The organism is Aureimonas sp. SA4125 (genome assembly GCF_019973775.1).
Taxonomy (GTDB): domain Bacteria; phylum Pseudomonadota; class Alphaproteobacteria; order Rhizobiales; family Rhizobiaceae; genus Plantimonas.
On sequence record NZ_AP025032.1, the window covers coordinates 3,855,088 to 3,880,502 of the forward strand.

Here is a 25,415-nt window from a genome sequence, read left to right on the forward strand (position 1 = left end):
AACGGCAGAGGCCGCGCCCGGTTCGCGTAAGTTGATGGCACCGCGTCGATGGCGCGCGGGCCCTTGGAGGTAGCATGAACAAAGCGGTCCAGGACGTCGCCCGGCTCCCGAACACAACGGTCTCCGTCAAGGACACCTTCGGCTTCGACAGCAGCCTGATCGTGCCGGCCTATCTGGAGCCCGACCTGCACGTTCCGGAGGTCGATCCCGACTATCTGTTCGACAAGCAGACGACGCTGGCCATCCTCGCCGGCTTCGCCAAGAACCGCCGCGTGATGGTTTCGGGCTTCCACGGCACGGGCAAGTCGACCCATATCGAGCAGGTCGCCGCGCGCCTCAACTGGCCCTGCGTGCGCATCAATCTCGACAGCCATGTCAGCCGCATCGACCTCGTCGGCAAGGACGCCATCACCGTCCAGGACGGCATGCAGGTGACGGAGTTCCGCGAAGGCATCCTGCCCTGGGCCTACCAGCACAATGTCGCGCTCGTCTTCGACGAATACGATGCCGGCCGGCCCGACGTGATGTTCGTCATCCAGCGCGTCCTGGAGGCGTCCGGCCGCCTGACGCTGCTCGACCAGAGCCGCGTCGTGACGCCGCACCCCGCCTTCCGCCTCTTCGCCACCGCCAACACGGTCGGCCTCGGCGACACGACCGGCCTCTATCACGGCACGCAGCAGATCAACCAGGCCCAGATGGACCGCTGGTCGATCGTGACGATCCTGAACTACCTGCCGCACGACAAGGAAGTCGACATCGTCCTGGCCAAGGCGAAACACTTCCAGACCAAGGAAGGCCGCCCGATCGTCTCGAAGATGGTCCGCGTCGCCGACATGACGCGCTCGGCCTTCGCCAACGGCGACCTGTCGACCGTCATGAGCCCGCGCACGGTGATCACTTGGGCCGAGAACGCCGAGATCTTCGGCAATGTCGGCTTCGCCTTCCGCCTGACCTTCCTCAACAAGTGCGACGACCTGGAGCGTGCGCTGGTGGCGGAGTTCTACCAGCGGGCGTTCGGCGAGGAACTGCCGGAGTCGAGTGCGAACGTGGTGCTGGACTGACCTGACGTATCGGAGTGTTTTCTCCGCTTCGTCATCCTCGGGGCCTTGGCCCCGGGGATCCATGCCGAAAGGCCTCCGCTGTTGGAGCGGGAGAAAGCGTGCCGGGAATGTCCACCGTGCCGCCAGCGTTCGACGCCAGGGCGTGGATCCCCGGCCTCAGGCCGAGGATGACAAAACGGAAGCGTCGTTGGCGAGCACGCGAGCATCTGCCATCGGCAATCGCAATGAGCGACGCAGGGCGACAGCGCCACGACACACGAGAATGAGGCCCAGATAGCAGCATGGCCCGCATCGGCGACAACTCCAAACCCGGCAGCGCCAAGGGCGGCGGTGATCGTGAGCCGTTTCGTCGGGCCGTGGCCGGCTGCATGCGGGCGATCGCCGGCGACAGCGAACTCGAGGTCACCTATGCCAGCGAGAAGCCGGGGCTGAACGGGCCGCGCGCCCGCCTGCCTGAACTGCCCAAGCGCGTCACCCGCAACGACATCGCCGTCACCCGCGGCCTGTCGGATGCCATGGCACTGCGCCGGGCCCGCCATGACATCAAGATCCACGCGACCCTGTCACCCGAGGGCAAGGCCGCCCGCGCCGTGTTCGACGCCGTGGAACAGGCCCGCGTCGAGGCGATCGGCGCCAATGCCATGGCCGGCGTCGGCGACAATCTCGCGGCGATGCTGGAAGACAAGTATTTCCGCTCCAATCTGTCCGACGTCACCGACCGCGCCGAGGCGCCGCTGGAAGACGCGATCGCGCTGATGGTGCGCGAGCGCCTGACCGGCCGCGAGATCCCGCCGAGCGGCAGAGCCGTGGTCGACGTCTGGCGCGACTGGATCGAGGCCAAGGCCGGCGACCGGATGGAGCGGCTCGCCGCCACCGTCGACAACCAGAACGCCTTTGCCCGCACCATGCGCGATCTTCTCGCCGCGATGGAGATGGCCGAGGAGCTCGGCCATGAGAACGAACAGGACGAGGGCGAGGACGAGGAGAAGGGCGACAACCAGAGCCGCGACAACGAGGATGGCGGCGCCGAGAAGGATGCCGGCGAGGACGAGGCGAAGGCCGAGGACAGCCAGTCCGAGGCCGAGAGCGAGGACGCCGCCGAGGCCGAGGATTCCGAGGTCTCCGCGGACGATCCGGTCGACGACGACAGCCAGGAGACGGAGACCCCCGGCGAATCGCGTCGCCCTAACCAGGCGATGTCCAACCTCCTCGGTGATCCCGAGTACAAGGTCTACGCCACCACCTTCGACGAGATGGTCGGCGCCGAGGAACTCTGCGACGAGGCCGAGCTCGACCGTCTCAGGGCCTTCCTCGACAAGCAGCTGACGACGCTGCACTCCGTCGTCGGTCGCCTCGCCAACCGGCTGCAGCGCCGGCTGATGGCGCAGCAGAGCCGGTCCTGGGATTTCGACCTCGAAGAGGGCTATCTCGACAGTGCGCGTCTGACCCGCCTCGTCACCGACCCGATGCAGCCGCTCTCCTTCAAGCAGGAGCGCGACACCGCCTTCCGCGACACCATCGTGACGCTCCTCATCGATAATTCCGGCTCGATGCGCGGCCGGCCGATCACCGTGGCGGCGACCTGCGCCGACATCCTCGCCCGCACGCTGGAGCGCTGCGGCGTCAAGGTCGAGGTGCTGGGGTTCACCACCAGGGCCTGGAAGGGCGGACAGTCGCGCGAGGCCTGGCTGAAGGCCGGCAAGCCGCAGAAGCCCGGCCGCCTCAACGATCTTCGCCATATCGTCTACAAGTCGGCGGATGCGCCCTGGCGCCGCGCCCGGCGCAATCTCGGCCTGATGATGCGCGAGGGGCTCTTGAAGGAGAACATCGACGGCGAGGCGCTGATCTGGGCGCACAACCGCCTCTTGGCGCGTCCCGAGCAGCGGCGCATCCTGATGATGATCTCGGACGGTGCGCCGGTCGACGATTCGACGCTTTCGGTCAATCCCGGCAACTATCTGGAACGGCACCTGCGCAGTGTCATCGAGGAGATCGAGACGCGCTCTCCGGTCGAGCTCCTCGCCATCGGCATCGGCCATGACGTCACGCGCTACTACCGCAAGGCGGTCACGATCGTCGACGCCGAGGAACTGGCAGGTGCCATGACCGAGCAGCTCGCCGACCTCTTTGCCGACGAGACCCAGCGCCGCCGTCCGCAGCGCCGCGCCAGCGCACGGCGGTGACGGTGCACCGTGAAATGAAGCAGCGCCGGATGGCGCCGCTGGCGGCTGCCCTGGTGCTGGCTTCGTCGGTGCTCGTCCCCGCCTCGGCCGCTGCGCAGCAGCGCGACATATCCGTGACGGCCGTGCCGATCAGAAGCTTCGACTCGGACGCCGCCCTGACCCGATTCGGCGCCCTTCGCTATGTCGGGGGCTTCAGCTACTCCTCCACCGACAGCCGGCTTGCCGGGGTTTCGGCCCTTCGGCTCTTGCCCGGACGGGCGCGCTTTCTCGCCGTCACCGACACCGGCTACTGGTTTTCCGGTGCGATCGCCCGCGATGCAGAGGGCCGGCCGAAGGGAATCGAGGCGGCCGCGATCGCGCCGATCCTCGGACCCGACGGCGAACCGCGAACGCGGCGCAAGGGCCTCGCCGATGCAGAGGGCCTTGCCATCGCCGGCGGCCGCGCCCTCGTCTCCTTCGAGCGCGACCATCGCATCGAGGCCTTTGCGAACGCCGCCGAACCCTTCGACGACCGGCCGTCGGCGGTTGCGCAGCCGATCCCGCGGCGGGAACTGCGCGGCAATGCCGGCATCGAGACGATCGCCGTCGACGGCGGTACAGCCGGACGCGCCAGCCGCACGGTGATCGTCACCGAACAGTCGATCGACCGCGGCGGCAATCTCTTCGCCGCCATCCTCGGACCTGCTGGCGGGAAGTTCAAGGTCGTGCGCGAGACGCCCTGGAGCGTCACCGATGGCGCCTTCCTGCCGGATGGCGATCTGCTTCTTCTGGAACGCCGCTACCAGGGTTTCGGCCGCATCGGCATGCGCATCCGCCGCATCGCCGGCGGCGACATCCGGCCGGGCGCGCTGGTCGACGGTCCCGTGTTGATGGAAGCTGGCTTTGCCCAGCAGATCGACAACATGGAGGGGATGGACGTCACGGTCGGTGCCGATGGCCGAACCTATCTCGCCCTCGTCTCCGACAACAACGGCTCGTTTTTCCAGCGCAATCTCTATCTGGAATTCGTGCTCGACGGTCCGGGACCTTCGTGAAGATCTGATGGTTGTTCATGGGGCTTGGATGCCTGAAGCCAGCCCCTGCGATGGGGCGGATCCGTCCAACTCCTCACCCTCGCGTGCAGCGCGGGGGTTCATTCCTCAGCGGTCACGCCCCGAACCGGCGCCGAATCCTGCGCCCTCGTCACGGCATGAATTCCCGGGACCAATACCCCGAGGATGACGAGCATGATGGACTTGAACGAACGCCTCGCTCAGACCGCCGTGCCGACCGGGCGATATGGCACGACGCGCTGCATCAGAATGCGATAGGGGACCAGCGCAAAGACGGCGATCAATACCTTCACCACGAAGTCGCCGAGCGCCCAGGAGATCCAACGCGGTGCTTCCGCCGTCATGACGCCGAGCAGCGGCGCGTTCGCCAGCGAGAATTCGTCGCCGGGACCGAGCAACAGAAAGAAGGGTGCGAAGGCAAGGGTGAAGAAGGTCAGCGTGTCGACCACGGAACCGGTAAGTGAGGCGAAGGCTGGCGCACGCCACCAGCTGGAGCGGCGCAGGCGGTTGAATACGGCGATGTCGAACAGCTGCGCCATCAGGAAGGCAGCGCCCGAAGCGCAGGCGATGCGCACGAGCCGTTCGCCGGCGGTGGGGTAACCGAGGAGGCCGGCGTCGAAGAGGATGGGCGGTACGACGATCGAGGTCAGAATCGCCACGGCAAAGCCGGCATAGACGACGCGACGCGCCACCACGGGGCCGTAGCGGCGGTTGGTGAGGTCGGTAACGAGGAAGGCAAAGGGATAGGTAAAGGCGCCCCAGGTCAGGATGTCGCCGAGGGCGAGCGTGCCGACCTTTCCGCTGAGCGGAAACTGGACGAGCACGTTTGAGGCGAGGACGATCAGCGTCATCGCCGCGACAGGGAGCGCGGGAAATCGAGAAGTCATTTTTTTTAACCTGGGTGATGGAACCAGAGATCCGGGCGCCGAAGGCACCCGGAAGACGATCGTCCTGCGGGACGAAAGCCGGATTGGTCAGGCGGCGGTGGCGTCGCCGGCAAGCTTCTTGGCGATCTGGCGCTTCAGCAGGCGGGCGCGCTGCGACAGGTCACCCTCGTCGGCCTTCACGAGAAAGGCGTCGAGGCCGCCGCGATGCTCGACCGAGCGCAGGCCCGAGGCACTAACGCGAAGACGGAAGCGCTGGCCGAGTGCATCCGAGATCAGCGTCACGGCGCTGAGGTTCGGCAGGAAGCGACGACGCGTCTTGTTGTTCGCGTGGCTCACATTGTTGCCGTATTGGACGGCCTTGCCGGTCAGTTCGCAAGCGCGCGACATAGGATACACCTTTCAAGCTCGTAACGTCCGCCGCGGATCGTCACCGGCGTCGGCCAGGCACGATCGATCATCCGCGGGGCATGATCGGAATTCGTCGCCCGTATAAGCCGGCCTCCCGTCCTCGTCAAGCCGAACGGGCCAATGCAACGGCGCAATGAATGCGGGACAGGCGGAGTTTCGCCAGAATTGCTTGCCAGACGAGTGACGCCGGACCGAGGCTCGCCCATAGTGACGACAGAGCTGCGCCGAGCGACGCTCCAGAATCGAGGAAGAGCATCATGCAGCCCGCCCGCACCCGGCCCACACTCGCATTGGCTCTCTTGCTCGCCGCCGTCTCGGCCATGCCGGCAGCCGCCGAAGCGATGTCGACGCAGTATGACGTCTCGCTGATCGGCCTGCCGGTCGGCCGCGCCTCCTTCGACACGACGATCAGGGGCGATGCCTACCGCGTCGAGGGAACGCTTGCCTCGAGCGGCCTTGCCGACATCGTGACAAGGATCAAGGGCAAGAGCAGCGTCGCCGGCCGCATCCAGGGCACGAAGCTCTTCGCCCACAGCTACGGGCTCGACTATTCGAGCGACAAGAAGACCTATCGCAGCGCCGTCACCTTCCGGTCCGGCAAGGTCTCGACGGCCGAGGTCGCCCCGAAGGTGACGAAGCCGAAAAAGGACTACGTGCCCGTCTCCCAGAGCCAGTTGTCGTCCGTCGTCGATCCGCTGAGCGGTCTGATGCTGAAGGGCAAGGCGACGCCCGAATCGCTGTGCAAGCGCCGCCTGCCCTTCTTCGACGGCTGGTCGCGGCTCGATCTGGTGCTCTCGCCCGGCGGGACGCGGCCATTTTCGACCGATGGCTACAAGGGCGATGTCGTCGTCTGCAATGTCCGCATCGAGCCCGTCAGCGGCTACCGCGCCGCCTCCCGCGGCATGAAGTTCATCCAGCGCCAGACGATCGAACTCTGGTTCGCGCCGATCAAGGACACCGGCATCTTCGCGCCTGTCTATGCCAAGATCCCGACGGAGATCGGCCCGCTCACCTTGCGCGCCTCGATGTTCGCCAAGAATTGAGCGCGGAGGGGTCCCTCTCGGAGGCGCGGCGCCGATAGTCGCCGGGTGCCGCCGACGGTGTTCAGTCGTCGACGTCCGGGATCTTCAGGCGGAAGCCGCAGGCCTTGCAGTGCACGGCGTCGGGTTCGTGTCGCTGCAGGGCGCATTGCGGGCAGCTGAAGCCGATCTTGTAGGGCCGGAAGATCAGCTGCGCGAGCCGGACGAAGAGCGAGATGCCGATCAGCATGGTGATGATCGAGGTCAGCTTGCCCCAGGGGCCAGGCAGCGTGATGTCGCCGAAGCCGGTCGTCGTCACCGTCGCAACCGTGAAATAGAGCGCATCGATATAGCCAGACAGTCCCGACCCGGCGCGGAAGAAGCTGGTGTAGATGAAGCCGGTGGCCACGAACAGGAAGGTGATCAGGTTGACGATCGCCCGCCCCGTATCCTCCCAGCGCTGGAGCCCGTGCCGGCGCAGCGGGATCCAGATGATGCCGTTGCGCGATATCGACCAGAGCCGCAGGATCCTGAGGAAGCCGAAATTCGCCAGCCAGTAGGGAGCGAGCAGCGTCGCCAGAATCAGAAGGTCAACGAGAACGGTCGGCCGGCGCAGCCAGCGCATGACGTCGAGACTGGCGAGGCCTCTTGCCCCGATGTCGGCGGCAAGCAGCACCGCGACGGCGTAGTCGATCCACAGGAAGGCGCCGGTGTCGAGCAGCACCGGCGTGGCGATGAAGAAGGCGATCGCCAGGAGATCGACGACCACCACGGTCATCTGGAAACGCTGGGCCCGCTTCGTCCGGCCGTGGTAGAGTTCGTGCAGCCGGACCCGTATTCCTGAAGTGTGCCGAGCGGGTGCCTCATCGCCCGGCCGGCGGGAGGGATCAAGGGGAACAGCAGTCTCGGGCATGACAGGCCTTTTCGGGGGCCGCCACCACCGGCAAGGCCACGACGCACCTGCAGCCTTCCGGGCAGATCGACCGCCTTGTCCTAGCCCGGAGCGATGGACGGGACAAGCCGCGGCCACGCCACCTGCCTCTTCCGGCGCCGCGCCATTCGGCGCATGCGCCCGAACTGGCACTGGCACTGGCACTGGCACTGGCACTGGCACTGGCACTGGCACTGGCACTGAGATCTTGGCTTGTCAGCACCCGTCGAAAGGTCGGCCGGCGCCGGCATATGTGAACGATGGGCTTTGCGCGGCTTATCGGTTATCGCATCGGGCTCTCGGCCTGCTACCGGCAGGCAGCTGATCCGGGAACAGACATGGCGACCCTCCTCGGCTTCTCCGCGATCCTGATGTGGTCGCTGCTGGCTCTGCTGACGGCCCGAAGCGGCGCGGTGCCGCCGTTCCAGATGAATGCCATGACCTTCGCCTTGGGAACGCTGGTGGGGGTGACCTGGCTGGCGGCGCGCCCGAAAGGCGGCGTCACGCTGCGCGAGACCTTTCGCCAGCCCGCGCCGGTCTGGGCGCTCGGCATCGTCGGGCTGTTCGGCTATCACGCGCTGTATTTCGCCGCACTCCGCCATGCGCCCGCCGCCGAGGCGAGCCTCGTCGCCTATCTCTGGCCGCTCCTGATCGTGCTCGGCTCGGCGATGCTGCCGGGCGAAAGGCTGCGCTGGTTCCACTTCGCCGGAGCCCTGCTCGGGCTTGCCGGGGCCGCGATGATCATTGCCGGGCGGGCCTCGCTCGATTTCTCTGCAAACCACGCCCTCGGCTACGGCCTCGCCGCGCTCTGCGCCCTGTTCTGGTCAGGCTACTCACTGCTGTCGCGACGTTTCGGCAGCGTGCCGAGCGAGATCGTGACCGGCTTCTGCGCCGCGACCGCCGTCCTCTCCCTCCTTGCCCACGGACTGTTCGAGGCGACGGTCTGGCCGTCCGGGACAGGCGAATGGTCGTCGGTCGTCCTTCTCGGCCTGTTGCCGGTCGGCGCGGCCTTCTATGTCTGGGACCATGGCGTCAAGCACGGCGACATCCAGCTTCTCGGCGCCGCAAGCTATGCCGCGCCTCTCATGTCGACGCTCGTACTCGTCCTGGCCGGCGAGGCCGAGACGAATGTCTCGATCTTCCTGGCGGCAGGTCTCATCACCGCCGGCGCGGCGCTGGCGGCGCTGCCGCTGTTTGCGCGGCTACTCGTGGCTCGGCGGGCCGCGCACGCCGCCCGGAAGCCAGGCTTTCGCACCGATTGACCGGCATGCGGCGATGGCGCGGCACTGGGCGCCGCGCCACCTCCCGGACCGGTCAGCCCTGAGCTGTCCGCGGCGTGGGGCGCCAGTCCTTGGGCGCCATCTCGAAGCTGTCGAAGCTGAAACCGGGCGCGACCGTGCAGCCGACGAGGGTGAACTCGCCAAGGCTCGTCGCCGTCTGCCACCAGCCGGCCGGCACGACGAATTGCGGCTTCTCGTTCATCTCGACATTCGGTCCCAGACGGTGCGCTGAAGCGTCGTGGCCGTTCGACGAGACGGTGATCACGAGCGGCGCGCCGGCATACCAGTGCCAGGCCTCGGCGGCGTCGGTGACGCGGTGCCACTCCGACGTGTCGCCGGCTTCCAGCATGTAGTAGATCGCCGTCGAGCGCGGCCGCCCGGCAGAGTCGACCTCCGTGTCGCGAAAGGTCTCGCGATACCAGCCGCCCTCGGGATGCGGCTTCAGGTCGAACTGGCGGACGATGGCAAGCGCCTTGGAGCTCATCAGTAACCGTTCCTCTTCTCGCGCAGCGCCGCAAAGACCGCGACGGGGTCCGCGCCTGCCATCTTCATTTCCGCCTGCAGGTCCGCGTTGTCGGCCCGAAGGAACGGATTGGTATCCTTTTCCTCGCCGAGCGAAACCGGCAGGGTCGGCTTGCCGGCGATCCGCAGCCGCTCGATCACCTCGACGCGATTGCGCAGCGCGGTGTTGCCGGGATCGACGTCGACGGCAAAGCGGGCATTCGTCGTCGTGTATTCGTGGCCACAGTAGAGCATGGTGTCGTCGGGAAGCGTACGCAAGCGCTGCAAGGATTCCCACATCATCGCCGCGTCGCCCTCAAAGAGGCGGCCGCAGCCGAGCGAAAACAGCGCGTCGGCCGCAAACAGCGCCCTGGCTTCGGGAAGATAGTAGGAGACCTCGCCGATGGTGTGGCCGGGCGTATCGATCACCTCGACCGCAATGCCGCCGACTGTCAGCCGGTCGCCGCCCGTGACCGTCCGGTCGATGCCGGGGATTTTCGCGCTTTCCTTCTCCGGACCGAGAATCTCGGCACCGTAGCGCGCCTTCAGGGCCTCGTTGGCGGCGACGTGGTCGGCGTGGTGGTGCGTCGTCAGGATGTGGGTCAGGCGCCAGCCTTCTGCCTCCAACGCCGCGACGATCGGCGCTTCTTCGGGCGCATCGATGGACAGCGTGGCGCCGGATGCGGCGTCGTGGACCAGGACGCCGAAATTGTCGCTGCGGCACATGAATTGCCGGATGAGGGTCTCTGCCAAGAGGCTGCTCCTTTGCGGGTTCGTCATCCCGCAAGGTAGAGCGCCGGCGGTCCGTTTGGAGGGAGGATGCACGGCGCGCCGACCTGCCCGGGCGACCGCGGGGCTACACGGCCTTCGGAGATCAGGCTATAGCGAAGGCCCGCTGATCGTCCGGAGGCGTCTTCCCCTGAGCATGAACGCCGATATCGTCGACCTCAGAGATTTCTACGCCTCCCCTCTCGGCATCGCGGCGGAACGGGCGGTCGCCGCTTCGCTGATGCAGATGTGGCGATCCATTCCGCAGGAGCGGCTGCTCGGGCTCGGCTACACCCTGCCCTATCTCGATCGCTTCGCCGGGGATTGCGAGCGGGCGCTGGCCTTTATGCCGGCGAGCCAGGGCGCGGTGAACTGGCCGGTGGGGGGCGCCTCGCTGACGGCGCTGGTCGGCGAGGAAGAACTGCCGCTCGGCGACGCCTCGATCGACCGCCTCCTTCTCGTCCATGCGTTGGAATTCGCCGAAAGCCCGCTCGAAATGCTGGGCGAATGCTGCCGGGTGCTGGCGCCGGGCGGACGGATCGTCATCGTCGTGCCGAACCGCCGCGGCGTCTGGACGAGGTTCGAGCACACGCCTTTCGGCTCCGGACGGCCCTGGTCGCGCGGCCAGTTGATGCAGCTGTTGCGCGCGGCGATGTTCACGCCCTGCGCCTGGTCCGAAGCCCTGCTGTTTCCGCCCTTCCAGCGCCGCACGCTGTTGGGTCTGGCTCCGGCGCTGGAGCGCTTCGGCCGGCAGCTGTGGCCGCTGTTTTCCGGCGTCATCGTCATCGAGGCGACCAAGGAGGTCTATCGCGGCGTGCCCGTCGCCAGCGCCCGGCGCGAGCGGCGGCGGATCATCAAGCCGGTACTGGTGCCCCAGGGCGCGGGAGCGACGCGGCGCGAGGGCGGCGAACCGCCGAAGCCATCCCGCGGGGGCTGACCTCGACCCGCATCGCGCTATGTGTCTCCCGGTACTACCCAAATTCCTGGAAGGCAAACGCCATGAAAAAGCGTACACTCGGCCGCGACCTCGTCGTCTCCTCTCTCGGCCTCGGCTGCATGGGCATGTCGGAATTCTACGGCGAAGGAGACGATGCCGAATCGATCAGCGTCATCCACCGTGCCCTCGATCTCGGCGTCACCTTTCTCGATACAGCCGACATGTACGGCGTCGGCCGCAACGAGGAACTCGTCGGCCAGGCCCTCAAGGGCCGCCGCGAAGGCGTCGTGCTGGCGACGAAGTTCGGCAATGTCCGCGGCCCCAGGGGCGAGCGGCTCGGCATCAACGGCCGGCCGGACTATGTGAAAAGCGCCTGCGAAGCCAGCCTGAAGCGCCTCGGCGTCGAGGTCATCGACCTCTACTATCAGCACCGCGTCGACCCTGCGACGCCGATCGAGGAGACGGTGGGCGCCATGGGACGTCTCGTCGAACAGGGCAAGGTACTGCATCTCGGTCTGTCGGAAGCCGCGCCGGAAACCATTCGCCGCGCCCACAAGGAACACCCCATCACGGCCTTGCAGACGGAATTCTCGCTGTGGAGTCGCGACCCCGAGGACGAGATCCTGCCGACGGTGCGCGAACTCGGCATCGGCTTCGTGCCCTATTCGCCGCTCGGCCGCGGCTTTCTGACCGGTGCCTTCAAGACGGAAGCCGACCTGCCGGAAGGCGATTTCCGCAAGGGTTCGCCGCGCTTTTCCGGCGAGAACTTCCAGAAGAACCTGAAGCTCGTGCAGCTGGTCGAAGCGATCGCGGCCCGCAATGGCGTCAAGGCCTCGCAGGTGGCGCTGGCCTGGGTGCTGGCGCAGGGCGACGACATCGTCCCGATTCCCGGCACGAAGCGGACGAAGTATCTGGAGGAGAACGCCGCGGCCGCCACCGTCACACTGTCCGCCGACGACCTCGAAGAACTCGCCGACGCCTTCTCGCCGGGCGCCGCAGCCGGCACGCGCTACCCCGAGGCGGGGATGAAGGCGGTCAATCTCTGAAGCGAGCGTTCCGAGGAGCGCTCTGAGCAGGGCTCCCTGCCGTCGGCTGGGGGCCTCGACTGGCCGTCAGAAGCCTTGCGAAGTGCCGCATCGATGCGTTCCTCCCAGTCGCCGCTGCTGGCCTGAAAAAACCCGACAATGTCGGCGCTGATCGGAACCGCAACTTTACCCCCGACGCCAGCTGCAGTCCGGGGAAAGGCCGCCAGAACTTCCGGCGGGAGATCGGCAGCGGAGTGAGCTCAGGCAAAATCGTCGGCCGTCCACTCCGGGTTGTCGTCATCGATGATCGGATCGGGAGCGCGTGACACAGCGCTTCACTTCCTTTCCATGAGCACGGCAAAGGCTGATCACCGTGATATGTCCCTCGCGTATTGCCTAGACAAGGCAAGGGTGGCGTCGTCGATCAGACCGAACGCACGGAAACGGAGTTGCCCGTAGTCGTGCCGGTCGTCGGCGACGACCGCCTGGATCTCCCACCGCGCGTGCCAGGGAGAGCCCGTGTTTTTCGAAGTTGGCCGCGTCCTCGTCACTGTCGAACTCGATCCGCATCGCGCTCCCTCGAAGGGCCGCTGAACAGCTACCGGCTGAGCACGAACACGCCCTGCTGGCCGAAGAGATTCCAGAAGGCCCAGGGCATGCGCATGCCCATTTTCTGCCCGGTCGCGTTGATCGCCATCGCCGTCTCGATCCTGGCGCCGATCTCCTCGGTCAGTTCGACGAAGTCGCGCATGGTGCAGAAGTGGATGTTCGGCGTCTCGTACCAGGCATAGGAGACGTTCTTGGTCACCGGCATCCGGCCGGTGAAACCGAGCGATAGGCGGATCGACCAGTGGCCGAAGTTCGGAAACGAGACGATCGCCCGCTCGCCGATGCGCAGCAGTTCCGACAGGACGACCTTCGGATTGCGCGTCGCCTGGATGGTCTGCGACAGGATCACATAGTCGAAGGCGTCGTCTGGATAGTGCACGAGATCGCGGTCGGCATCGCCCTGGATGACGGAGAGGCCGCGCGCCACGCATTCGTTGACGCCGGCCTGACTGAGCTCGATGCCGCGCCCGTCCACCTGGCGACGGAGTTGCAGCAGTTCCAGGAGCGAACCGTCGCCGCAGCCGACGTCGAGGACGCGGCTTCCCGGCCGGACGAGATCGGCGATGAGTTGCAGGTCGATGCGCTGCGCCGCCTCGGCGAGAACGGCGCTGGTCGTCGCGGCGGGCAATCCCGAGGTCCGCGCATCCATCAGGCGATCCCCCGCATGCGCGCCGCCGACGAGATGAAGCCCCCGATCGCGGCAAAGAAATCCGGCTCTTCCAGGAGGAAGGCGTCGTGGCCGCGGTCGGTGTCGATCTCGACGAAGGAGACCGATGCCGCGGCGGCGTTGAGAGCATGCACCACGGCGCGGTTTTCCTCGGTCGGGAACAGCCAGTCGGACGTGAAGGAAACGAGGCAGAAGCGCGTCCGCGTGTTCCGGAAGGCGTCGGCGAGACTGCCGCCATAGTCTGCGGCGATGTCGAAATAATCCATCGCCCGGGTCATGTAGAGATAGGAATTGGCGTCGAAGCGGTCGACGAAGGTCATGCCCTGGTAGCGCAGGTAGCTTTCGATCTGGAAATCGGCGTCGAAGCCGAAGCCGAGCTGTGTGCGATTCTGGAGGTTGCGGCCGAACTTCCGCTGCAGTGCCGCCTCCGAGAGATAGGTGACGTGCGCGGCCATGCGCGCGACGGCCAGGCCCTTGTGCGGGCGCGTGCCGGCGGTGATGTAGCGCCCGGCCTGCCAGTCCGGGTCGGCCATGACCGCCTGGCGACCGACCTCGTGGAAGGCGATGTTCTGCGAGGAATGGCGCGCGCCCGTGGCGATCGGCAGCGCGGCGAAGACACGGCCGGGATAGCTCACCGTCCATTCCAGCACCTGCATGCCGCCCATCGAACCGCCGACGACGGCAAACAGCGTGTCGATGCCGAGCCGGTCGACGAGCATCGCCTGGGCCCGGACCATGTCGCGGATGGTGAGTACCGGCAGGTCCAGCCCATAGGGCTCGCCGCTGGCCGGGTCGATCGACGCCGGCCCCGTCGAGCCCATGCAGCCGCCGATGACGTTGGAGCAGACGACGAAGTATCTGTCGGTGTCGACGGGCTTGCCGGGGCCGACCAGGGCCGACCACCAGCCGGCCTTGCCTGTCACCGGATTGGGGCTGGCGACATACTGGTCGCCCGTCAGCGCGTGGCAGATCAGGATGGCGTTCGACCGCGCCGCGTTGAGGGTGCCATGCGTCGTATAGGCGATCTGGAACGGCGCGAGTTCGCGGCCGGCGTCGAGCTTCAGCGGTTCGTCGGCGCCGAAATGGGCAACGAGGCTCGACGGCTTACGCGCTTCGCGGCGGGCGACGTCCTCCGTCTCAGCCGGCGGGGAAGGGGCGATGATCGTCATGAAGCCAGAAATCCGTCGTCGCTAATCGATCGGCCGACCAACATCACGGTCCGCCGGTCAACGCAAGTTCTCGCCGATGGCCGCATGGCTTTGCAACCCTCCCCGCGCCCGGTAGAAGGACCGTCAATGCCCGGGATTGAGAGAGGTGGAGAATGACGGCCCTCACGGCTGCGGACCCTTCGAGGCTCGCGGAACTGCGCGCCAAGATCGACGCGATCGACGAGTCGGTTCACCGCCTCCTGATGCAGCGCGCTATGGTGATCGACGAGCTCATCGAGGTGAAGGGCACCGCGCGCAATGGCGCCGCCTTCCGCCCGGGCCGCGAGGCCGACATGATGCGCCGCCTGGCGCAGCGCCACCAGGGACATTTGCCGCTGACCGCGATCGAGCACCTCTGGCGCGAGATCATCTCCACCTTCACCGCCCTGCAGGCGCCGTTCGAGGTCGCGGTGTCGACGACGGGCGACTGCGTGGCGGCCGTGGAGACCACCCGCTTCACATTCGGATTCTCCGTGCCGCTCCTGTCCTGCGCCAGTTCCGACGACGTCGTTGAATGGATCGAGGAGGGCGGCGACCGGCTGGGCGTCGTCATGCTCGGCGACAAGGCCGATGCCTGGTGGGAGGGGCTGACGAGCGGACAGGTCGTCGCCCGCCTGCCGTTCTTCGAGGCTGCGGACCGCGAGGCCGGCGCCCCCGCTCTCGTTCTGGCGCCGCCTCTGGCCGATCCCGTGCCCTTCGAGATCGAGTGCCTCGTGGTCTCCGGCCCGTCGCGTGCCGTCGCCACCCTTATGGCAAGTCCGCTCCTCGGTGACGGGACTGCCGAGACCCTCGGCGAGGAGCACTGGGAGGACAGCAGTTCCCTCCTGATCGCCACCGCCGACGCCGCTTCCCTGCAGCAGGCCGCGGCTGCCGCGGGTCTCGACATCAGGGCGGTCGGCGGCTATGCGGCACCCCTTGGCATCGACGCCTGACGCCAAGGCTCGGCACGGCCGAATTCCCTTCCTGGAAGGACGACGATCATGACTCCTGGCGCGCTCCCGGCCCCCAAGCCCGGCATTCTGGACATCGAGGCCTATGTGCCGGGCAAGAGCGCGGCGCCGGCCGGCATCACCCTGCACAAGCTCTCCTCCAACGAGACGCCCATCGGCCCTTCGCCGCGCGCCGTCGAGGCGATGCTGGCAGCCACGACGCATCTGGAATTATATCCGGACGGCCAGGCGACGGCGCTGCGCCAGGCGATCGCCGAGGCGCACGGACTGAACGCCGCCAACATCCTCTGCGGCAACGGCTCGGACGAGCTGCTCGGCCTCCTCTGCAGCGGCTATCTGTCGCCCGGCGACGAGGCCATCCACACCGAGCACGGCTTTCTCGTCTACGACATCTACATCCGCGCCGCCGGCGGCATGCCCGTCGTCGCGTCCGAGACGGACGCGCGTGCCGACGTCGACGCGATTCTTGGCTGCGTCACGGAACGCACCAGGCTCGTCTTCCTCGCCAATCCCAACAACCCGACCGGCACCTACCTGCCTTTCGACGAAGTGCGGCGGCTGCATGCCGGGCTGCCGGGCCATGTCATCCTCGTCCTCGACGCGGCCTATGCCGAATATGTCCGCCGCAACGACTACGGTGCCGGCATCGAGCTGGTGTCGGAGGCGGAGAACGTCGTGATGACGCGCACCTTCTCCAAGATCCACGGCCTTGCCGCCTTGCGCGTCGGCTGGATGTACGCGCCGGAAGCCATCGTCGACGCGCTGAACCGCATCCGCGGCCCGTTCAACCTCAACGCCCTCGCGATCGCGGCGGGGGCTGCGGCGATCGGCGACCGGGCGCATGTGGAGCGGGCCGTCGCCCACAACAGCGAATGGCTGGACTGGCTGACAGGGTGCCTGGAGGGGCTCGGCCTCAAGGTGACGCCGAGCGTCGGCAATTTCCTGCTCGTACATTTCTTGGACGCGCCGGGGTTCGGCGCCGCCGAGGCCGACGCCTTCCTGACCGAGCGTGGCTTCATCCTGCGCCGCGTCACCGGTTACGGCTTTCCCAACGCGATGCGGCTGACGATCGGCGGCGAGGAGGCCAATCGCGGCGTCGTCGCCGCGCTCGCCGATTTTCTCGGGCGTCCCACGACATGAGCGAGCCCCTCTTCGACCGCATTGCGCTTGTCGGCATCGGCCTCATCGGCTCGTCGATCGCGATCAACATCCGCGACAGGGGCCTCGCCCGCCACGTCGCGATCTCGACGCGCAGCGCCGAAACGCTGGCGCGCGCAGAGGCACTGGGGCTCGGCGACAGTTTCCACCAGGACCCGGCGGATGCGGTGCGCAACGCCGATCTCGTCATCCTGTCGGTGCCGGTCGGCGCCTCCGGCGCCGTCACGAAGCAGATCGTCGCCGCGCTGAAGCCCGGCGCCATCGTCTCCGATGTCGGCTCGGTCAAGGGTTCGGTGATCGAGCAGATGCAGCCGCTGCTGCCGGAGAACGTGCATTTCATTCCCGCTCATCCGCTCGCGGGAACCGAGCAGTCGGGCCCGGATGCGGGCTTTCTCGAACTGTTCGAGAACCGCTGGACGATCCTGACGCCGGTACTGGGAACCGCGCCTGAAGCCACAAGACGTCTCACGGCCTTCTGGGAGGCCTGCGGGGCGCGGGTCGAATCGATGACCCCGGAGCATCACGACCTGGTGCTGGCGATCGTCAGCCATGTGCCGCACCTCATCGCCTACAACATCGTCGGCACGGCCGCCGATCTGGAGACCGTGACGCAGTCGGAAGTAGTGAAATTTTCCGCCTCGGGCTTTCGCGACTTCACCCGCATCGCGGCGTCGGACCCGACGATGTGGCGCGACGTCTTCCTGAACAACCGCGACGCGGTACTGGAGATGCTCGCGCGCTTTTCCGAGGACCTCGCCTCCCTGCAGCGGGCGATCCGCTGGGGCGACGGCGATGCGCTGCATGCGCTGTTCACCCGCACGCGTGCCATCCGCCGCTCCATCGTCGAGGCCGGGCAGGACACCGACGCGCCGAATTTCGGCCGCCAGCCCCTCACCCGAGCCGCCGGCGATGCCGGGTCGCCAAAGACGGCGGCGTCGGCGCAAGGCCCCGAGGTCAGTGCAGAGGCGGCAGTGTCCCCAGGGGAATGACGCCGAGCATCGCCTGACCGTCCGCGACGGTGATGCGGATGGTCGTGCGGCCATTCTCCGTCGTGCCGGCGAAGGCGACGCCCGAGGCGAGCGAACCGGCGATCGAGGCCGCCTCGGGGGCGACCGCCGCGACGAGGGCGGCGATCGCCTGGGGGTCGCTGACGACGATGTCGAACGCACCGGAGAGGGTATGGTCGTCGGCGAAACGGAACGGGCCGGAGACCTCCGCGCTGCCGGCACTTGCCCCTCCCAGGTCAAGCCGAAGCGAGCGCAGGACGCCGGTCTTGCCGGCCAGCGCCTCACCCAGCGTCGTGCCGTCGCGCCGGCCGTCCAGCCAGTCCGCGGCCCCCTCGACGGTGAGATCGACGCTCGTGTCGAAGGCGGGAAGGGCGACCAGCGTCGGCCCGAAAACCCTGACGCCCCGATCGGTGACGGCGAGGTCGAGACTGTCGTTGCGGCGACGGGCGTGGACTTCGAGACGGTCGGACTGGACGAGGGGGCGGCGCGAATTCGCCGGCTCGCTGAGGGCGAGAACCGGGTTTTCCAGAAGCAGCGCGAAATGGTCGAGGCCGCGGGTCCGGAAGGTCATGCTCGCCTGGGCCAGGGTCCAGCGGATGTCGAGCGGCGGGACGCGCTCGGCGTCGATGATAACAGGCCCGTCGAGTTCGGCGACCACCTTGTTCGGCTGATAGATCTGCGCCGCCGTGCGAAGCGCCCCGCCGCCGGCGCTGAAATCCCCCGCCGGCGCGTCGATGTGGATCGCGTCGCAACGCAGACCGAGGCGGAACGGATAGCCGAAGACCGAGCGGTTGTCGCAGGCGATGGCGACGCCCTGCCCGCCCGCCGTCTCGATACCGGCTCGGACGGCGACGTCCAGCCGATTGGCGAGGTAATACCAAGCGCCGGTGAGCGCGGCGGCGAGCACGATCACGACCACCAAGATCCAGACGAAGGCGCGCTGCGCACTCCGGTCGGTTCCGTCCCTTGACTGCGTCATGTCTATCCCTTTTGTGCAGTCCCAACAGACCTTACGAGGCCATCCGTCACGCAATGAACGATCTATGGGTCTTTGGCTATGCCTCGCTGATCTGGCGACCCGGCTTTGCCTTCGAGGAACGCGCCAAGGCTCGCCTGGCGGGCTATCACCGCGCGCTCTGCATTCGCTCGCATGTCCATCGCGGCACGCCGGAACGCCCCGGCCTCGTCTTCGGGCTGGACCGCGGCGGCTCCTGCGTCGGCATGGCCTTCCGGGTGCGTCACGAGGAGCGGGAGGCGGTGCTGGACTATCTGAGAGGACGCGAGCTGGTCACCAACGTCTACCGCGAGGTGACGGCATCGGTGCGGCTCCTCGACGGGCGGCCGGTGCGCGCGGTCGCCTTCGTCGTCGACCGCGGCCACAGCCAGTATGCTGGCGCGGTCTCCATCGAGCATGCCGCCGAGGTCGTCGCCCGGGCGCACGGACAGTCTGGCCCCAACACCGAGTATGTCCGCTCCTCGCTGGCCGAGATCAGGGCGATGGGGCTGCGCGATCCCTGGCTGGAAGCGGTGGTCGCCCGACTTTGACCGTCAGGACTCCTCGCGCAGCCTTTCGGCGATCACCGGCGTGATCGGCAGGTCGTCGCGTTCCCGATAGGCCATGCGCAGCAGGTCGAGCGACCGGCCCTCGATGGCTCCCTTCACCTGACGCAGCAGCGCATGGCGGTCGAGACCCGGCATGATTGCCGGCATGAACTGCGCCCGGACAGTTCCCTCCCGGCGAACGAAGCTGTCACGCGGCCAGTAGACGCCGGAATTCAGGGCGACGGGAACCAGCGGGACACCGAGGCGGCTGTAGAGGAAGTGGACGCCCGGACGGTATTCCGGTTCGGCGCCCGGCTCCGTGCGGGTGCCCTCGGGAAAGATGATGATCTGCCGCCCCGAGGCGACGGCCTTCTGCGCGCCGACGAGGATCGAGTTCAGCGCCGCCCCGCGCTTTTCCCGGTCGACGGGAATCATGCCGAGACGGCGCGCATACCATCCAAACAGCGGAATACTCATCAGCTCCTTCTTGAGGACGAAGGTCGGCCGGTCGAGTTCGGGAACGAGGGCGAAGACCTCCCAGAAGGCCTGGTGCTTGGCGGCTATGAGGGCCGCGCCGGCGGGAATGTTCTCCTGCCCGGTGATCTCCGCGCGTGTTCCCGTCACGACCTTCAAGAGCCAGAGGCTGGTTTTCGCCCAGCTCCGCGTGACCCACCAGATCACGTGGTCGGGGCCGAGGAGCACGGCCGGCGAGAAGATCACCATGTGCCCGAAAAGGTTCAGATAGAAGAGGGCGGTGAAGACAAGCGAGCGGAAGGCGGTCATCGCGAAAACGGATTCCGGTTTGTCGGGTGCGTCAGGCGAAGCTTCTGGAGTTCCCCGTTGCGCGAGCACCAATGCACGATGGCGTCCCTTGGTGCCAGCTTTTCACCGCGATCAGGATGCGCGGTGGGGGTTCGTGATCGTGCCGCTCCACGCGACAGGCGCCTCGACGCCGGCGGCCAGCCGCAAACGCGTCGCCAGAAGCTTGACATATTCCGTCAGCAGAACCTTCAACCCGAGCCCACTCGGGAGCGCGTCCCCTGCCCAGAGATCGTCCCGCGCAACGGGATACGGGCGAATCACCGATACATGCGAGAACCGCTCGAACTCCAGCAGCGTTCGCGGCATGTGATAGTCCGAGGTGACGAGGATCAGAGCGTCGAACCCCTGCTCGCGGGCCCAGATGTCGGTCATCTCGGCATTGCCGATCGTGTTGAGCGCGTCGTAGTCGAGATCGACGCAGCAATCGAACCAACGCCGGTCGGTCTCCGTCAGCCTCGACAGGGCGCCGACGCTGGTGCTGCGATTGACGCCGCTGATCAGAAGGCGCTTGGCACGACCTTCCTTCAGGAGATCGATCGCCTGGTCGACCCGCAGGGCGCCGCCCGTCAGGACCACGATGCCATCGGCCGCAGCGACGCGCTGGGGGGGCGCCATTTCGGCCACTTCCTGGGTGAAGCGGATGAAGCCGCCGGCAAAGTAGCCCGTCATGACCACGAGAAGCGCGAGCATGCCGAAGAGCCCTCGCCGCACTGTACCCGCCACGCGATGGCCAGTCCGCTCACGCCCGTCGTCCGGGTGCGTTGACGTCGCAGCCTGCTCACGCAAGGCCGCGACGGCCTCGGTCAGGGACAGCGAAGGAGAGCGGAGGGAAGACATTTATCGATCAACGGTCCCGTTTCGTATCGTGAAGAGTGGGCGCATTTCCTTAACGGATTCTTCCGCCCCTCGGACTGGCCGTTCGGCCTAGCCTTCGACGGGCGATATCATGTCGATCGCCGCCAGTTGCCGCTTGACGGTCAGTCTCGAGGTCAACGCCGTGAGGCCACCGACGGTTGCGACGAGAATGGCGACGCCGACATAGCCGGTCCAGCCGATCGCGAACGACCCGAAAAGGGCACTGATCTGATCGGCTTCGGGGGTCGCCTGGTTCGAGCGTGTCCAGAGACCCATCATCAAGAAAACCAGAACGGCAAGAGATCCCCCCACCATGGCGCCGGCAAGGCCAAGGCGCAGGAAGTGGCCCTGAAACTCGTTGGCGATGAAGCCCGCCCGCGCCCCGACGAAATGCAGCACCTCGATGATGTGGCGATTGCCGGTCATGGCGCCGCGCGTGGCAAAGACCACGGTGAGGATCGTGGCGATCATCACCAGCGCCAGGATCGCGACGCCGACCAGAACCGTCGCATTGGCCATGGTGACGAGGCGCGAAACCCAGGCGCGGTGGTCGTCGAGGCTGGCCTGCGGCACAGCGGCCACCAACCGGTTGCGCAAGGCGGCGAAGTCGGGCGGCGCGTTCTCGTCGATGGCGATGAGCACCAGGCGCGGCACCGGCAGATCCTCGAGGTCGAGCCCCTCGCCGAGCCAAGGCGACAAAAGGCGTCCCGTCGCCGCATCGTCCATCACCTCGACGCCGGCAATGCCGGGCGTCGCCAGCGCGATCTGGCGCACCGTCTCGAGCGCCGCGGCCATGTCCAGCCCGTCGTCGGGACGCACCTGCGCGGTGATCTCGCGCGAGATCTGGCTTTCCCACACGGAGGCGGTGTCGGAGACGAGTGTCACCGCCCCGAGCGTCAGGCTGGCCAGGAAGGTCATGATGCCGATCACCGTCATCAGCGCCCGGCCGGCGACGTTGCCCGGCGGCACGATCGGCGTCTGCCGGGAATCGCGCTTGCGCGCCATCCCGGCGATCTGACCGATGCCGCTCACTGCTGCGCGTCTGACGCCCTCAATCATAGATTTCGAGCCTGCCGTCGGAAAGGATCAGGCGGCGCGCCTCGACCTGGTCCATGAGGCCGAGATCATGCGTGGCGATGATGACGGCGGTTCCCGTCCGGTTCAACTCCATGAACAGGCGCAGGAGGCGGCGCGCCAGCGGCGGGTCGACATTGCCGGTCGGCTCGTCGGCGAGGAGGATGTCGGGCTGGTCGATCAGCGCCCGGGCGATCGCCGCGCGCTGCTTCTCGCCGCCGGAGAGGACGATCGGCAGCGCATGCATCCGTTCGCCCAGCCCGACCCATTTGATGAGGTCGATGACGTCCTGGCGGTAGCTCGCCTCCTCCTTGCCCCGGACCCGGAGCGGCAACGCGACGTTCTCGTAGGTGGTCATGTGGTCGAGCAGGCGGAAGTCCTGGAAGACCACGCCGATGCGCCGACGAATCGCCGGCAGGTCAGCGCGCGACAGCGTCGATGCGTCGCGGCCCAGCATGGTGATCAGTCCGCGCGTCGGCTTCAGCGCCAGGAACAGCATGCGCAGGAGGCTGGTCTTGCCGGCGCCCGAGGGTCCGGTCAGGAACTGGAAGGACTGCCGCTTGATCTCGAACGTCAGGTCGCGAAGCACTTCCGGCCCCATGTCGTAGCGCAGACCGACATTCTCGAAACGAATCACCCGGAACTCCCTCGTGTCTCTGCGCCGTCGCGGCCGCTACCGGAAGCCTGCGCCAGCGCCTGGCGCCGCGCCGGACCTCTCAACGCGGCCACTGTGGCCGTTTCGGGCCGGAGCCCCGCGACAAGTCAGGGACGCCGCTTCACGCTTCGTTAACCATAAATCCTTACCGTTTCCTGAACAGTAGGGGATCGCCATGACCGAGACATCGGCTTCGACCGCCACCCGCCACGCCTGGCCGAGATCATCCAAGGTCATCGACGGTGAAGCCGTTGTCGTCGCCGCACGGCAGGGCGTCAAATCGGCGAGCGCCAAAGCGGCCGCCGCCCCCATGGCGCCGCCGGAAGCCGAGCCCGACGCGCGGCTGTCGATCCGGCTCGCCCCTGCCTTCGAGCGACCGCAGCACCCCATGGCACGGGGCGCCGGGCCGGCCCGCAGGCGCCCCGACCTCGACCTCCTGTTCCAGCCGCCGCAGGAATTTGCCCCGCCGACGCGCGCGAGCGGGCTGACTCTGTTTCTCAAGGACACCGGCGGCAGTGTTCCGCGCAACGGGCGCATTGCCGGGCTCGGCGCGCTGTCACTGGCGCTCCTCCTGCCGGCCGTCCTGTTCCTCTTTCCGGAGGAGGCGGTTGGTTCGGCCGTCGCAGGCGTCCAGGCCGGCGGGTTCCGCGTCGCGGAACTCAGCGCCAGGATCGTGCCGCGCGGCGATGCCGCGGTCCTGTCGGTCGAGGGAAGGATCCAAAATTCCGCAGCGAAGGCCGGCTTCGTGCCTGCCCTCCGCATCGCGCTGAAGTCCGCCGATGGCGTCACGCAGACGCGCATGCTCGCACCGGGCACCAAAAAGCTTGCCTCGGGCGGCGCCCTCCTCTTCCGCTCGACCGTCGCGGTTCCCGCCGGCTCGCGCGGCGATGTCAGCGTCGACTTCATCGGCGACGTCAGGATCGACGCCGTCGGACCGTCGCCACGATGATAACCGTCCGCGGCCGCCCCATCGAGACGCTGTTCTCACAGGAAGCCATCGCCGTCGAGGTCGAGCGCCTGGCAGGCGAGATCGCCGGCCGTGTGACCGGCGAGCTTCTCGTCGTCGCCGTGCTCAAGGGCTCCTTCGTCTTCGCCGCCGATCTCATTCGTGCCATGCACCGTTCGGGTCTGGCGCCCGAGGTCGAATTCATCTCGCTGTCCAGCTACGGCGCCGGCACCGAGGGCGGGCAGGTCCGCATTCTGCGGGACGTCGAGACCGACGTGACGGGCCGCACCGTGCTGATGATCGACGACATCCTCGAATCAGGCCGTACCCTCAAGTTTGCGCACGACCTGATGCTGTCGCGCGGCGCCGCCGGTGTCGAGATCGCCGTCCTCCTGGACAAGCCGATGAAGCGCAAGGCCGACATCGCCGCCGATTACGTCGGCTTCGACTGCCCGGACCATTTTGTCGTCGGCTATGGCATGGACGTCGCTCATGCCTTTCGCGAACTGCCTTTCGTCGGGCGCGTCCTCGACTGAGGCCAGCGCCCGGAGGGGCGCTGGACCTGGGGATGAAGACAAGTCGAGGCATTGGCGTCGCGCTTTGTTAAGGTTCACGCCCCTAGAATCCGTCCATACCGGCAGCGGAGCCGACGCCAGTTTCGGGAAAGCTCGCCATGCCAGGACAATCATGGCGGGATTCAACCGGGATTGCGCCTGCCCGTGCGATCGAGGCAAGGACATGACATGGCAAGAATACTGGTGGTCGAAGACGACGAGGGTGTGCGCCTTCTGGTGACGCGCGCCCTGCGTCTGGAGGGCCATCAGGTCGCAACCGCCGAGGACGGCGAATACGCCCTCGAAGCCCTCGTCGCGGCCAACGGCGCCTTCGACCTCATTTTGTCCGACATCCGGATGCCGGCCATGACCGGTATCGAACTCGCCCACGCGGCCAGCAGCCAGTGGCCCGAGCTGAAGATCCTCCTGATGACGGGCTATGCCGAGCAGCGGGAGGCCGCCGACGACCTCGCCCGCATCATTCTCGGCGTCGTCGACAAGCCGTTTACCGTCGCCGAGATACGCCGGGCCGTTGGCGCAGCCCTGTCGCGCATCGATAGCGTCGACCTGTCCGCGCCGATCGAGATCCGCCGATACGGTTAGGGCGGTCAGACCGCGTCGCTTCGCATCGCCGCGATCAGGCGCGCCGCATCGGGGCTTGCCCACTCCGCCGGACCGGTCAGCACCGCCCGGGCGCATCCCGCTTCGTCGACGAGAAGGCTGACCGGCAGGCCGATCGTCACGCCTTGCGACTTCAGGTCGTTGAAAACCGCCATCGTCTGGTCGCGAAAGAACGGCAGCGACCGGAGGTTCGCCTCGGCATAGAAAGCCTTCGGCTTGTCGGCCACGCCGAGATCGACATTGATCGGGATCACGCCGAAATCCGCTCCCCCTTCCCGCGCCTCGAGCGCGTCCAGCGCCGGCATCTCCTGCCGGCACGGCACGCACCAGGTCGCCCAGAGATTGACCAGGAGCGTCTTGCCGGCGAAGTCGCGGAGCGTCATCGGCTTCGCATTGCCGTCCTCGAAGGCCACGCTGGAGACGTCGAAGGGCTGGTCAAGCGGCGCGACGGCCGCAACCTCGCCCGTCGCCGCCGCCAGCAGCGCCTGCTTCAGCCGGTCGTCCGCCGGGCAGGCTGCGGCCGCTTCATTGCCAGAGCCCGCGTGATTCACGTATATGCCGGCGACACCGGCGACGATGCCCGCGCAGAGCGCCAGAACGCCGACCTGCAGGAAACGGCGCGGCGAGCGGACGGGGCGGTTTTGTTCCGGCATGACGATGCGACCTTTGTGCCTGTGTTTGATGAGCGAGTAGCA

28 protein-coding genes are annotated in these 25,415 nt (G+C 67.3%); 15 read left to right on the forward strand and 13 right to left on the reverse strand.

Translation table 11 applies throughout. The features are described from left to right. Positions 1 to 74: 74 nt before the first annotated feature. The 3 genes from cobS to Sa4125_RS18285 all read left to right on the forward strand — a co-directional run bounded on the left by cobS (position 75) and on the right by Sa4125_RS18285 (position 4,278). Positions 75 to 1,061 (forward strand): cobaltochelatase subunit CobS, encoded by a 987-nt coding sequence (gene cobS / locus Sa4125_RS18275; protein ID WP_224000196.1) that lies wholly within the window; start codon positions 75 to 77, stop codon positions 1,059 to 1,061. A gap of 281 nt (positions 1,062 to 1,342) precedes the next feature. Continuing rightward, positions 1,343 to 3,244, forward strand: coding sequence for a cobaltochelatase subunit CobT (gene cobT / locus Sa4125_RS18280; RefSeq protein ID WP_224000198.1), 1,902 nt, complete (start codon positions 1,343 to 1,345; stop codon positions 3,242 to 3,244). Positions 3,245 to 3,246: 2 nt separating this feature from the next. Then, positions 3,247 to 4,278 (forward strand): esterase-like activity of phytase family protein, encoded by a 1,032-nt coding sequence (locus Sa4125_RS18285; RefSeq protein WP_224000200.1) that lies wholly within the window; start codon positions 3,247 to 3,249, stop codon positions 4,276 to 4,278. Between the two features lie 218 nt (positions 4,279 to 4,496). Here Sa4125_RS18285 and Sa4125_RS18290 read toward each other — a convergent pair whose 3' ends face one another. Together Sa4125_RS18290 and rpmB are read right to left on the reverse strand one after the other, a co-directional pair. Next, positions 4,497 to 5,183, reverse strand: coding sequence for a queuosine precursor transporter (locus Sa4125_RS18290; protein WP_224000202.1), 687 nt, complete (start codon positions 5,181 to 5,183; stop codon positions 4,497 to 4,499). An 87-nt stretch (positions 5,184 to 5,270) separates the two neighbouring features. Next, positions 5,271 to 5,570 carry a 50S ribosomal protein L28 gene (gene rpmB / locus Sa4125_RS18295; protein WP_224000204.1) on the reverse strand — a complete coding sequence of 100 codons (300 nt, stop codon included), beginning with the start codon at positions 5,568 to 5,570 and terminating at the stop codon, positions 5,271 to 5,273. A gap of 278 nt (positions 5,571 to 5,848) precedes the next feature. On the opposite strand from rpmB, the gene Sa4125_RS18300 reads away from it, so the two are divergent. Next, the gene (locus Sa4125_RS18300; RefSeq protein ID WP_224000206.1) at positions 5,849 to 6,634 is read left to right on the forward strand and encodes a DUF3108 domain-containing protein; all 786 of its coding nucleotides are present in this window, start codon (positions 5,849 to 5,851) and stop codon (positions 6,632 to 6,634) included. 61 nt (positions 6,635 to 6,695) lie between these two features. Here the strand turns inward: Sa4125_RS18300 and Sa4125_RS18305 are convergent, their stop codons facing one another. Beyond that, positions 6,696 to 7,523, reverse strand: coding sequence for a potassium channel family protein (locus Sa4125_RS18305; RefSeq protein WP_224000207.1), 828 nt, complete (start codon positions 7,521 to 7,523; stop codon positions 6,696 to 6,698). 93 nt (positions 7,524 to 7,616) lie between these two features. Here Sa4125_RS18305 and Sa4125_RS24240 point away from each other — a divergent pair, with 93 nt between their 5' ends. Both Sa4125_RS24240 and Sa4125_RS18310 read left to right on the forward strand, forming a co-directional pair. Continuing rightward, on the forward strand, positions 7,617 to 7,745 hold the full coding sequence (locus Sa4125_RS24240) for a hypothetical protein (protein WP_267461340.1): 129 nt from the start codon (positions 7,617 to 7,619) through the stop codon (positions 7,743 to 7,745). Between the two features lie 134 nt (positions 7,746 to 7,879). Further along, positions 7,880 to 8,803, forward strand: a complete 924-nt coding sequence (locus tag Sa4125_RS18310) for an EamA family transporter (RefSeq protein WP_224000209.1) — start codon at positions 7,880 to 7,882, stop codon at positions 8,801 to 8,803. 52 nt (positions 8,804 to 8,855) lie between these two features. On the opposite strand, the gene Sa4125_RS18315 is transcribed toward Sa4125_RS18310, so the two are convergent. Both Sa4125_RS18315 and gloB read right to left on the reverse strand, forming a co-directional pair. After that, positions 8,856 to 9,305 carry a cupin domain-containing protein gene (locus Sa4125_RS18315; protein WP_224000211.1) on the reverse strand — a complete coding sequence of 150 codons (450 nt, stop codon included), beginning with the start codon at positions 9,303 to 9,305 and terminating at the stop codon, positions 8,856 to 8,858. Next, positions 9,305 to 10,102 (reverse strand): hydroxyacylglutathione hydrolase, encoded by a 798-nt coding sequence (gene gloB / locus Sa4125_RS18320; protein WP_224000213.1) that lies wholly within the window; start codon positions 10,100 to 10,102, stop codon positions 9,305 to 9,307. Before gloB ends, Sa4125_RS18315 begins: the two co-directional genes overlap by 1 nt. 145 nt (positions 10,103 to 10,247) lie before the next feature. Here gloB and Sa4125_RS18325 point away from each other — a divergent pair, with 145 nt between their 5' ends. Together Sa4125_RS18325 and Sa4125_RS18330 are read left to right on the forward strand one after the other, a co-directional pair. Continuing rightward, positions 10,248 to 11,027 (forward strand): methyltransferase domain-containing protein, encoded by a 780-nt coding sequence (locus Sa4125_RS18325; protein ID WP_224000215.1) that lies wholly within the window; start codon positions 10,248 to 10,250, stop codon positions 11,025 to 11,027. 62 nt (positions 11,028 to 11,089) lie between these two features. After that, positions 11,090 to 12,073 carry an aldo/keto reductase gene (locus tag Sa4125_RS18330; RefSeq protein WP_224000217.1) on the forward strand — a complete coding sequence of 328 codons (984 nt, stop codon included), beginning with the start codon at positions 11,090 to 11,092 and terminating at the stop codon, positions 12,071 to 12,073. A gap of 577 nt (positions 12,074 to 12,650) precedes the next feature. On the opposite strand, the gene metW is transcribed toward Sa4125_RS18330, so the two are convergent. Together metW and Sa4125_RS18340 are read right to left on the reverse strand one after the other, a co-directional pair. Further along, the gene (gene metW / locus Sa4125_RS18335) at positions 12,651 to 13,310 is read right to left on the reverse strand and encodes a methionine biosynthesis protein MetW (protein ID WP_224000227.1); all 660 of its coding nucleotides are present in this window, start codon (positions 13,308 to 13,310) and stop codon (positions 12,651 to 12,653) included. Continuing rightward, a complete protein-coding gene (locus Sa4125_RS18340) occupies positions 13,310 to 14,497 on the reverse strand; it encodes a homoserine O-acetyltransferase (protein WP_224000229.1) in 1,188 nt (395 codons plus the stop codon). The genes metW and Sa4125_RS18340 overlap by 1 nt, the downstream gene beginning before the upstream one ends. 152 nt (positions 14,498 to 14,649) lie before the next feature. Between Sa4125_RS18340 and pheA the strand changes: the two genes are divergently transcribed. Genes pheA through Sa4125_RS18355 form a run of 3 tightly spaced genes read left to right on the forward strand, consistent with a single transcriptional unit; the run spans position 14,650 to position 17,633 of the window. Continuing rightward, positions 14,650 to 15,468, forward strand: a complete 819-nt coding sequence (gene pheA / locus Sa4125_RS18345) for a chorismate mutase (RefSeq protein WP_224000231.1) — start codon at positions 14,650 to 14,652, stop codon at positions 15,466 to 15,468. A gap of 48 nt (positions 15,469 to 15,516) precedes the next feature. Continuing rightward, positions 15,517 to 16,626 carry a histidinol-phosphate transaminase gene (locus Sa4125_RS18350; protein ID WP_224000233.1) on the forward strand — a complete coding sequence of 370 codons (1,110 nt, stop codon included), beginning with the start codon at positions 15,517 to 15,519 and terminating at the stop codon, positions 16,624 to 16,626. Beyond that, entirely contained in the window at positions 16,623 to 17,633 is a 1,011-nt protein-coding gene (locus Sa4125_RS18355) for a prephenate/arogenate dehydrogenase family protein (RefSeq protein ID WP_224000235.1), read from the forward strand. Before Sa4125_RS18350 ends, Sa4125_RS18355 begins: the two co-directional genes overlap by 4 nt. Here Sa4125_RS18355 and Sa4125_RS18360 read toward each other — a convergent pair. Then, positions 17,599 to 18,630 (reverse strand): DUF2125 domain-containing protein, encoded by a 1,032-nt coding sequence (locus Sa4125_RS18360; RefSeq protein ID WP_224000237.1) that lies wholly within the window; start codon positions 18,628 to 18,630, stop codon positions 17,599 to 17,601. The two genes, Sa4125_RS18355 and Sa4125_RS18360, sit on opposite strands and share 35 nt — an antisense overlap. A gap of 53 nt (positions 18,631 to 18,683) precedes the next feature. On the opposite strand from Sa4125_RS18360, the gene Sa4125_RS18365 reads away from it, so the two are divergent. Next, positions 18,684 to 19,196: a gamma-glutamylcyclotransferase gene (locus Sa4125_RS18365; RefSeq protein ID WP_224000239.1), complete on the forward strand. Its 513-nt coding sequence runs from the start codon at positions 18,684 to 18,686 to the stop codon at positions 19,194 to 19,196. Between the two features lie 3 nt (positions 19,197 to 19,199). Here Sa4125_RS18365 and Sa4125_RS18370 read toward each other — a convergent pair whose 3' ends face one another. The 4 genes from Sa4125_RS18370 to ftsE form a co-directional block, all read right to left on the reverse strand. Beyond that, positions 19,200 to 19,976, reverse strand: coding sequence for a lysophospholipid acyltransferase family protein (locus Sa4125_RS18370; RefSeq protein ID WP_224000241.1), 777 nt, complete (start codon positions 19,974 to 19,976; stop codon positions 19,200 to 19,202). Between the two features lie 111 nt (positions 19,977 to 20,087). Continuing rightward, complete coding sequence (locus tag Sa4125_RS18375) at positions 20,088 to 20,738, reverse strand: YdcF family protein (protein WP_224000243.1); 651 nt, start codon at positions 20,736 to 20,738, stop codon at positions 20,088 to 20,090. 201 nt (positions 20,739 to 20,939) lie between these two features. After that, on the reverse strand, positions 20,940 to 21,875 hold the full coding sequence (locus Sa4125_RS18380; RefSeq protein WP_224007962.1) for an ABC transporter permease: 936 nt from the start codon (positions 21,873 to 21,875) through the stop codon (positions 20,940 to 20,942). A gap of 46 nt (positions 21,876 to 21,921) precedes the next feature. Beyond that, positions 21,922 to 22,581: a cell division ATP-binding protein FtsE gene (ftsE, locus tag Sa4125_RS18385; RefSeq protein ID WP_224000245.1), complete on the reverse strand. Its 660-nt coding sequence runs from the start codon at positions 22,579 to 22,581 to the stop codon at positions 21,922 to 21,924. A 193-nt stretch (positions 22,582 to 22,774) separates the two neighbouring features. On the opposite strand from ftsE, the gene Sa4125_RS18390 reads away from it, so the two are divergent. The 3 genes from Sa4125_RS18390 (at position 22,775) to Sa4125_RS18400 (ending at position 24,702) form a co-directional block, all read left to right on the forward strand. Continuing rightward, on the forward strand, positions 22,775 to 23,548 hold the full coding sequence (locus Sa4125_RS18390; protein ID WP_224000246.1) for a hypothetical protein: 774 nt from the start codon (positions 22,775 to 22,777) through the stop codon (positions 23,546 to 23,548). Continuing rightward, positions 23,545 to 24,081, forward strand: coding sequence for a hypoxanthine phosphoribosyltransferase (hpt, locus tag Sa4125_RS18395; protein ID WP_224000248.1), 537 nt, complete (start codon positions 23,545 to 23,547; stop codon positions 24,079 to 24,081). The genes Sa4125_RS18390 and hpt overlap by 4 nt, the downstream gene beginning before the upstream one ends. A gap of 207 nt (positions 24,082 to 24,288) precedes the next feature. After that, positions 24,289 to 24,702, forward strand: coding sequence for a response regulator (locus Sa4125_RS18400; protein WP_224000250.1), 414 nt, complete (start codon positions 24,289 to 24,291; stop codon positions 24,700 to 24,702). A 5-nt stretch (positions 24,703 to 24,707) separates the two neighbouring features. On the opposite strand, the gene Sa4125_RS18405 is transcribed toward Sa4125_RS18400, so the two are convergent. After that, on the reverse strand, positions 24,708 to 25,373 hold the full coding sequence (locus Sa4125_RS18405; protein ID WP_224000252.1) for a TlpA disulfide reductase family protein: 666 nt from the start codon (positions 25,371 to 25,373) through the stop codon (positions 24,708 to 24,710). Between the last annotated feature and the right edge of the window lie 42 nt (positions 25,374 to 25,415).